Origin of the sequence: Frankia sp. AiPs1 (assembly GCF_023716945.1) — a bacterium.
Taxonomy (GTDB): Bacteria; Actinomycetota; Actinomycetes; order Frankiales; family Frankiaceae; genus Frankia.
The window spans coordinates 1-6,820 of record NZ_JAMQQF010000310.1; the positions used below are offsets into that span (position 1 = coordinate 1).

Consider the following 6,820-nt stretch of genomic DNA (forward strand, 5'->3'; position numbering starts at 1 on the left):
CGGCGGTGGTGGTCCGCTCGGGCCACTCGACTGGCCCGAGCGGGCGACCCCGGTGGCGGGCCGGGGCCGGCGGGAAACCCCGGGCTCCACCGCCGGCCGACGGCAGCGCGGACGGCGCCACCGCGCGACCTGCCCGGCGCGACCTCACTGTTTCCCGGTGTTCCACGCCCCGACCGCGGTGCCACCGCCCCGGCCGCGGGCAACCTGTGTCCTTCTGTGTTCCACCGCTCGCATGGGGAACCGCCGTGAGCGACGGTTGTTCTGCGGCGCGCCTTCCACCACCCGACGGCCGATCTGGGCCTATGGTCAGGCGCACCGGAACGCCGCTTTATGGGGAGAGTCGCGGATGACCGTATCGCTCGAGGATGCCCGTCGGATCATCGCCGCCGGGGAAAGATATGCGATTCACCTCGGCCAACCGGTTAACATCGCCGTCGTCGACTACGCGGGCATTTTGGTGGCCCATGTCCGGATGGGCAACGCCCGTCTGCAGACCGCCGACATCTCGGTGGACCGGGCGTGCGCGGCGCGGGTCTCCGCCGCACCGGCCCGCCTGGTGAGCCACACCGGGGGCGAGGGCGGCCCCGCCGTGGCCGGGGACGAGGGGTACGGCGGCTGGGAACGCCCACCGGCCGAGCCCGGCGCGGGCCTGACCGGCGCGCTGCCGCTGCGGCGTGACGGGACCATCGTCGGCGCCGTCGGGGTCAGCGGCGGTCCCGCACCGCTGGACGAGGCCATCGCCCGAGCCGCCGCCGCGGCGTTCTGACTTCCCCGTTCCGAACTCCCGTGTTCCGAACTCCCGTGTTCCGAACTCCCGTGTTCCGAACTCCCGCGTTCCGAACTCCCGCGCTCTGGTCTCGCCGCGCCGGGGCGAGTAGCGGGTTCAGGCGTCCGGATCGCTGGGCGACGCCTCCACATGGCCCAGTGGCCGGCCGGGCGCAACCTCGTCCCGCACGAGCCGCTTGACGGCGGACGGTTCGGGAAAGCCCTGCTCGCGGCGGTCCCAGAGGACCCGATCGCCGAGCCGCACGAGGAACACCCCGCCCGTCCCGGGCACCAGGCAGACCCCGGCCAGGTCCCCCTCGAAGGTGGTCAGCAGCTCCTGAGCGAGCCAGGCCGCCCGCGGTAGCCAGCGGCAACGGGTGCAGTACTCGATCTTCAGGGTCGGTTTCGCCGCGGCCATCGCTCCATCCTCCCTGCCTCATCCTTTCCGCCTCGGTCGCTACGCCTCCTCCTTCCCGCCTGCTGCGGGAACCAGCCGGCCGGCGGCGCCACCGGAAGCCCAAACCCACCCAATGCGGCTCCGGCGAATCTCACAAAATCAACGGAATGGCACCGGAGCGTGGCATTCTGCGTCAAGGTTAGTGGAGTGAGCAGCGTCACGGTTCCGGCCGCCGGCCGGCGTGGACCGCGGGGCGGGCCGTGGCGTCGAGCGCGGGCCCACCGCCGCATCCTCGTCGGCCTGCTCGGTTGCGCGGTCGCGCTGGGGGCGGTCGGCTGCCGAGTCTCCACCAACGACGCGAAGCCGGCGGCGCCGGCCTGCACCGAGCCGGGCATCACCCCGGACGCCGTGCGCCTCGGGCTGCTCTACCCGGACACCGGCAACGCGGCGTCGCTGTTCGCGCCGTTTCGGGCCGGTGTCGACGCGCGCCTCGGGGTCGCCGACGAGGCCGGCGGCGTCGGCGGTCGCCAGGTCCACTACACCTGGCGAGACGACGCCTCGAACCCGGCGGGCAACGAGGCGGGTGCCCGCGCGCTGGTCCAGACCGACCGGGTCTTCGGCATCATCGAGTCGACCTCGGTGGCCAGCGGCTCCGCGGCCTACCTGCACGACGCCCGGGTGCCGGTGACGGGCACGTCGCTGGAGGCCGCCTGGACGCAGAACGACAACATGTTCAGCTACTCAAACATGATCTCGGACGGGCCGTCCGTCACCACCTGGGGTGCGTTCGTGGCCGAGCGCGGCGGGCGCACCGCGGTCATCGCGCAGTCGGCGTTCTCGGCGACGTCGATGACGATGGCGGACAAGCTGGCGCTGAGCCTGCAGGCGGCAGGCATCCGGGTCGTCGGCCGCGTCGACGCGACCGGCCCGATCGACATCCCCGGCATCGGCGAGAAGGTGCGGGCCAGCGGCGCCGACGTCCTGGTCGGCGCGGTCACCGGCGCCGCCTTCGGCCAGGTGGTCGTGGGCGCCCGGGCCGCCCGCGCGAACCTGCGGGTGATCCTGTCGCCCGTCAGCTACGACCAGCGGCTGTTGCAGGTCTTCGGCCCGGTGCTCGCCGGCCTCTACACGTTCGTCGACTACCAGCCGTTCGAGGTGGGCACGCCCGCGCACCAGCGCTTCCTCGCCGGGATGCTCAAGTACGCCCCGCAGGTGTCGCCGCCGGCCCAACAGGCCGCCCTGTCCGGCTGGATCTCGGCCGACATCTTCCTGCGGGGCCTCGCCGCGGCCGGGCCGTGCCCGAGCCGGGAGTCGTTCATGCGCGGGCTGCGCGGGCTGAAGGGCTACGACGCCGAGGGTCTGCTGCCCGCGCCGATCGATTTCTCCTCGCATTTCGGGCAGATCAACCGCTGCTATACCTTTCTTCAGGTCACCGCGGACGCGAAGCATTTCGAGCTCGTGCCGCCGGCGCCCCGCTGCGGGGACGAGATCGGCCAGTAGGGGCCGGCACCGCCGGGGAGTCGCCGGCGGTGCGAAGCCTCGGCGCACCCGCCCCTCGCGGGCCGTCCGCGCACGTCCGCGCACCTGACAGCGGCCCGCCCGCCGGCCGGGGTACGGCCTGTCCGAGGGGTGTGAGCGGCTCCGCCCCGCCAAGCTCCCCGTGTTGCAGGCGGTCGGACTAGCATCGTTGGGGCGAAGGAAAGACATCGCATTTCGTGGGCCGGTCCACGATCGCCGCCGGTCGTCCCGGTCCGCCGCCCAAGCTTCCGGATGACCTGTACCAGGAGATGCCAGTGAGTTCAACGCCCGTCAACGTCACCGTCACCGGCGCCGCCGGCCAGATCGGCTACGCGCTGCTGTTCCGCATCGCGTCGGGCCAGCTGTTGGGCGCGGACACGCCGGTGAAGCTGCGGCTGCTGGAGATCCCGCAGGCCGTCCGGGCGGCCGAGGGCACCGCCCTGGAGCTGGAGGACAGCGCGTTCCCGCTGCTGGCCGGGGTGGATGTGTTCGACGACGCCAAGCGGGCGTTCGAGGGCACCAACGTCGCCCTGCTCGTCGGCGCCCGCCCCCGGACCAAGGGCATGGAGCGCGGCGACCTGCTGTCCGCCAACGGCGGCATCTTCAAGCCGCAGGGCGAGGCGATCAACAGCGGCGCGGCGCAGGACATCAGGGTCCTGGTCGTCGGCAACCCGGCGAACACGAACGCACTCATCGCCCAGACGCACGCGCCGGACGTGCCCGCCGAGCGGTTCACCGCCATGACGCGCCTCGACCACAACCGCGCGATCGCGCAGTTGGCGAAGAAGCTCGGCGTTCCCAGCGCCGAGATCCGCAAGATCACCATCTGGGGCAACCACTCGGCCACCCAGTACCCGGACATCTTCCACGCCCAGGTCGGGGGCCGCAGCGGCGCCGAGGCCGTCGGCGACCAGAAGTGGATCGCCGAGGAGTTCATCCCGCGGGTGGCCAAGCGCGGCGCCGAGATCATCGAGGTCCGCGGCGCCTCGTCGGCCGCCTCGGCCGCCTCCGCCGCCATCGACCACGTCTACACCTGGACCAACGGCACCCCCGAGGGTGACTGGACCTCCGCGGCGATCCCGTCCGACGGCTCGTACGGCGTGCCCGAGGGACTCATCTCCTCGTTCCCGGTCACCGCCGCCGGCGGGAAGTTCGAGATCGTGCAGGGTCTGGAGCTCGACGCCTTCTCCCGGGAGAAGATCGACGCCTCGGTGCGTGAGCTCACCGAGGAGCGCGACGCCGTCCGCGCGCTCGGCCTCATCTGAGCTGACCCGGAGCAGCGCCGCGAGGCGCAAGCGCACCTTCCGCGGCGCCGCGCGGACGGCACCCCACCGTCCGCGCGCCGCCGACTCCGATGTGCACCGAGTCTGTCGCGGACGTGACGTACCTGGTCGAAGCGGCCGGTCCCGGGATTAGAATGATCGCGGAAAACGCGCCGGCCGGCGGAGATCTGTCGGCGTCCGCCGCATTCTGGTACCGGTTCGGGGGACTCGTGACGCAGCGGCTGAGCGATGTCGAGATCAGGGCGCTCGCCGACGCGTTCGGCACGCAGATCAGGGCGAGACAGCTCCTGGTGCGTGCCGGCTTCCCCCGCGCCCGGGTGCCGGAGCTCGTCGGCATGCCGTACGACTACTGGTGGGAGATCTCGGGGCAGCTCGAGAACGGTCTGCTCGTCGAGGGCCGGGCGCGCCTGCTGGCCGCCGCGGCGGAGGAGTTCCCGGCCAGCGAGGTCTTCGCGATCCACCGCGGCCTCCCGGCTGCCCTCGACCGCCGTATCCCGGTTGCCCTCGACGTCGATGCGCCGCGGGACATCCTCCCGGCCGCACGGGAGCGGGGATGGTCGGCCGCGGGCCTGCCGGAGCCGGTAAGCCTGTTCTTCCTGGACGCCCGGCAGTACAGCCGGCGCGGCATGCTCGGTCAGCTTGACTGGCGGGCGGCATTGCGGGAGCTCGTCGCGGCGGCCATCGCGGGGCTGCGGTTGCCGGCGGAGTCGATCCGGCTGCTGCAGGACCAGGGCGACGGTTTCCTCGGCGCCGTGGCCGCTTCCGTCGCCAAGGTGACCCTCGCCAGCGACTTCGTCCGCGAGCTGCAGATCGCCCAGCGCTCCTACAACAACGGGCGCGATGCCGGCAGCCGGCTGCGGCTGCGGATGTCGCTGCACCACGGGGAAGTGATCATCGATGGAGCCGGTGCCTCGGGCGACGCGGTGGTGGTCGCCGCCCGGCTGATCGACGCCCCCCAGGTGCGCGGCATGCTGGAGCGCTACCCGGACGCCGACCTGGTTCTCGCGCTGTCTCCGGAGTACTACCGGGACACCGCCGCCGAGCGGCTGCGGGATCTCGACCCGGCGAAGTTCCGCAAGATCGACGTGTCCGTCGGCGACAAGTACACCGGCACCGCCTGGGTGACCCTGCCCGGCCATCCCGCGAATCCGCCCCGTGGTGACGACCCCGCCGCCGCGCCGCCCCCGGCCGTGAACGTGCCCGCCGGCGCGGAGGCGAGCCTGCCAGGCGCCGCCACCCTGCTCACGTCCACGCTCCCGTCCGGGCTCCCGTCCGAGCCGCGTGGTGACCTCGCGCTCACGGCTGAGCCGCGTGGCATCCCGGAGGGCGAAACCGCGCCTGTCGCGGCCGACGATGCCGGGGCCGCCACGACTCCGGCATCGTCGGGCGCCGGGGCGCTGGGCCTGCCGGGTGAGGACGACACGCGCGGACGGAGCGGGGTACTCCGAGGACGCCGGAAGCGTTCGGGCTCGCCGCCCCCGTTTCCCGGCCAGCGCGGCTGATCCGCACCGCCCGGCTGATCCGCACCGCCCGCCACCGCCCGGACCGGTCCACGGCGGCCTGGTCATGCGGTGCTCACGGTCACCGCGCCGCCGGTCGCCGCCGCGAGGAGCTGGCTCAGGCCACGGCCGTAGCTGGTGCTCCCGTCGAAGCGGCTCCATTCCGTCAGCGCCGTCATCATGGTCCGCAGCTCCGCCGTGGACGCCTCGCCGGTCCGGGCTCGTTCGATCAGGCTGTGTACCCGGGCGGTCCAGGTGAGGGCGTCGTCGCCGGCGGCCCGCGCGCGGCGCGCGGCCTCGTCGATGCGAGCGCGACGCAGGATCGGACGGCCCGTGGCGGTCGGTGCCTCGGCGAGCCGGAGTAGCCCGGCGGCCCGCCCGGCATCGGAGCTGATGCGGCCGTAGGCGGCCAGCGACCGTCGCCACAACTCCTCGGCCCGGTCCAGGTAGGCCGGGCGGCCCGAGGGGATCGGCGAGCCGTCCGGCCGGCGACCAAGAGTCTGCGCCCCGCCGTCTGGGAAGCCGGCCCAGTCGCCTCGCACCAGGGCCGCGTGCGCGAGCGTTGCGTCGTCGGCGCCGCCTGCCGTCTCCACCGCGTCCAGCGCGCCGCCGGCCTCGGCCGCCCGCCCCAGCCGGAACAGCAGGTCCGCGCGCAGGATCCGGGCGTACGCGCTGGCCTGCTGGACGGGTAGTTCGGCCAGCCGGGCGACGAACGCGTCGGCCATCGTGAGCGCGTCCACCGCAACCAGGGCCGCGCCTTCGACACCCGAATCGGGTGCCGCCGCGATCATCGACGGGGGCGCCTGCGCGACCACACCCGGCGCGGCGGGGACGTCGGCGGCAGGGCTGGTCGGATCGGTCGGGTCGCTCTGTGCCGGGGCGGTGGCGGTGGCGGTGGCCGAGAACGCCGCGGTGTTCAACGCGAGCGGTTCGTCCGGCCCGACCGCGACGGCCACGGGGTCCGTCCTGCCCCCGGGGCTCTCAACGACCCGGACGGCCACGATCTCCCGGGCGACCTCGCCGGCTGGGGCGTCCGGTGCGGGAGGGCCGTCCCGGAGAAGCAGGCTGTCAGGAAGAAGCGGGCTGTCCGACGACGGTGAGTCGTCCGATGACGGTGGGTGGTCAGACAGCGGTGGGTGGTCAGGCAGCGGTGGGTGGTGAGGCAGCGGTGGGTGGTCGGGCGGCGGCGGGCCGTCCGGAGACTTCGGGTCGCGGGCGATCGCGGTCTCCCGGGGGACCGGGGGACGCGCTCGGGTGTCGCCGATGCCCGCAGCGGGCGCTGCGTCCCCGGGTGGGGACGCCGGCTGTCCCGCGGACGACGACCGGCCGGCGGCGGAGCCCCAGCCCAGTAGGGCGGG

At 73.8% G+C, this 6,820-nt stretch carries 6 protein-coding genes; 4 read left to right on the forward strand and 2 right to left on the reverse strand.

The genetic code is table 11. The features are described from left to right. Positions 1–346 precede the first annotated feature (346 nt). Positions 347–766 (forward strand): heme-binding protein, encoded by a 420-nt coding sequence (locus tag ND748_RS21475; RefSeq protein ID WP_251747786.1) that lies wholly within the window; start codon positions 347–349, stop codon positions 764–766. Between the two features lie 117 nt (positions 767–883). Here the strand turns inward: ND748_RS21475 and ND748_RS21480 are convergent, their stop codons facing one another. Further along, positions 884–1,183 (reverse strand): SelT/SelW/SelH family protein, encoded by a 300-nt coding sequence (locus tag ND748_RS21480; RefSeq protein WP_251747787.1) that lies wholly within the window; start codon positions 1,181–1,183, stop codon positions 884–886. A gap of 186 nt (positions 1,184–1,369) precedes the next feature. Between ND748_RS21480 and ND748_RS21485 the strand changes: the two genes are divergently transcribed. The 3 genes from ND748_RS21485 to ND748_RS21495 all read left to right on the forward strand — a co-directional run bounded on the left by ND748_RS21485 (position 1,370) and on the right by ND748_RS21495 (position 5,465). Continuing rightward, positions 1,370–2,662: an ABC transporter substrate-binding protein gene (locus ND748_RS21485; protein WP_251747788.1), complete on the forward strand. Its 1,293-nt coding sequence runs from the start codon at positions 1,370–1,372 to the stop codon at positions 2,660–2,662. 293 nt (positions 2,663–2,955) lie between these two features. Further along, positions 2,956–3,945: a malate dehydrogenase gene (locus ND748_RS21490; protein ID WP_308205686.1), complete on the forward strand. Its 990-nt coding sequence runs from the start codon at positions 2,956–2,958 to the stop codon at positions 3,943–3,945. Between the two features lie 89 nt (positions 3,946–4,034). Next, on the forward strand, positions 4,035–5,465 hold the full coding sequence (locus ND748_RS21495; protein WP_251747790.1) for an effector-associated domain EAD1-containing protein: 1,431 nt from the start codon (positions 4,035–4,037) through the stop codon (positions 5,463–5,465). Positions 5,466–5,527: 62 nt separating this feature from the next. Here ND748_RS21495 and ND748_RS21500 read toward each other — a convergent pair whose 3' ends face one another. Continuing rightward, entirely contained in the window at positions 5,528–6,418 is an 891-nt protein-coding gene (locus tag ND748_RS21500) for a hypothetical protein (protein ID WP_251747791.1), read from the reverse strand. Between the last annotated feature and the right edge of the window lie 402 nt (positions 6,419–6,820).

Coding starts and splice junctions, on each gene's coding strand:
- ND748_RS21475 (WP_251747786.1), top strand. CDS start 347: ATGACCGTATCGCTCGAGGATGCCCGTCGGATCATCGCCGCCGGGGAA.
- ND748_RS21480 (WP_251747787.1), bottom strand. CDS start 1,183: ATGGCCGCGGCGAAACCGACCCTGAAGATCGAGTACTGCACCCGTTGC.
- ND748_RS21495 (WP_251747790.1), top strand. CDS start 4,035: ATGTGCACCGAGTCTGTCGCGGACGTGACGTACCTGGTCGAAGCGGCC.